General features: G+C 52.1%; 1 protein-coding gene and 1 pseudogene. Both read right to left on the bottom strand.

Features of this window, described 5'->3' with window-relative positions:
* The coding region (locus EQY_RS0123805; RefSeq protein ID WP_000127862.1) for a terminase large subunit at positions 1-1,153 on the bottom strand (1,153 nt) is incomplete at its 3' end.
* Positions 1,137-1,241 (bottom strand): annotated as a pseudogene (locus EQY_RS25455) (phage terminase small subunit P27 family); the annotation flags it as partial. The pseudogene EQY_RS25455 and the gene EQY_RS0123805, both read right to left, overlap by 17 nt.
* Positions 1,242-1,266 lie beyond the last annotated feature (25 nt).

Below are 1,266 nucleotides of genomic sequence, written 5' to 3' on the forward strand. Positions count from 1 at the left end.
TCTGTAGCTGAAATTCAGGCAGATAGTGACGGGAAACCAGCATAATTTTTTTACCGACCGGGAAGGCATAGCACACGCTGGAAATATCGCTGGTTGATGATAAGTCCAGCCCCGCGTAGCACTCCTGCCCGTATAAATCCGCCTCCGCGAACGTTCCGGCGCACTCCGCCCATGCACCGTTACCCATCCACGGCGTAGCCCCCTGACACCAGATATTGAATCGCTTGGTGAGCATTTCCACCCACTGCGACGGAATACCCCGCGCTTTCTGGATGGTTGAGGCCAGTTTTTCACGATCGACGGAAACATCGATATTGGGATTCGCCTTTATCCACATCGCCGGATCGTCAACCTCGCTTTCATCATCCAGCTCGTAAATCAGCACGAACATGGATTCATTCACCTCTTCACCATCCAGTATCTGGCAGCAATAGTCGTAGTGTTGTTTACAGGCTGAAACAACGTTGCTCCCCGATGTGGTGATGGCAAATAACAGCCCCTCCGGACGCGCCCCCATTCCCAGCTCAAGCGCGGAATAAACCCCGTTGTCAGGATGCAGGTGATATTCATCCACAATGGCAAGACTCGGGTTTGTACCTTCAATGGTTGCCGCTTTTGCTGCCAGTGGCTTTAACAGGCTGTTGGTTTTCGGGTGTATCACCTTGTGTGCCTGAATATTTACCCGTTTTCGTAACGGTCGGGATAAAAGGCACATCTGACGCGCATCATCAAACACGATCCGCGCCTGATCACGACTCACGGCGGCGGTGTAAATATCCTGCTGCCCGTTTTCCATAACCAGAAACCAGTTAGCCAGGATAGCGGCGACCGTGGATTTGGCATTTTTTCGCGGTACTTCAATGAATGCGCTGGTGTATTTGCGCCGTCCGGTGGCCTTAACCTTAAAGCCCAGGATGCACGCAAAGGCGAACTGCTGCCACGGCTCCAGCTCAATGGGGCTACCGCGCATTGCGCCTTTTACGTGCGGGCACACCCTGGAAAAGGCAATAAACCGCTCCACGACCTCCGGATCGAACGTGTAAAGGGGGTTTTCAAGGTCAGAAAAATACCGTTTAACGGCCTGTTTCAGTCGTTTACAGGCCGTAATTTTGCCGTTTTTTACGCCTTCTGCGTACTCATGCCAGGCGGTCAAGCTCGTCCTCTTCCTCTGTTTCAGGTGGATTTCTGCGGCGGCTTACCGGGTCAAAACCCAGCAAAGAAGCCATTTTGATCATTATTCTTTATATGAACACATCCCGTTTGCAA

Origin of the sequence: Escherichia sp. TW14182 (assembly GCF_000208525.1) — a bacterium.
Lineage (GTDB): Bacteria > Pseudomonadota > Gammaproteobacteria > Enterobacterales > Enterobacteriaceae > Escherichia > Escherichia ruysiae.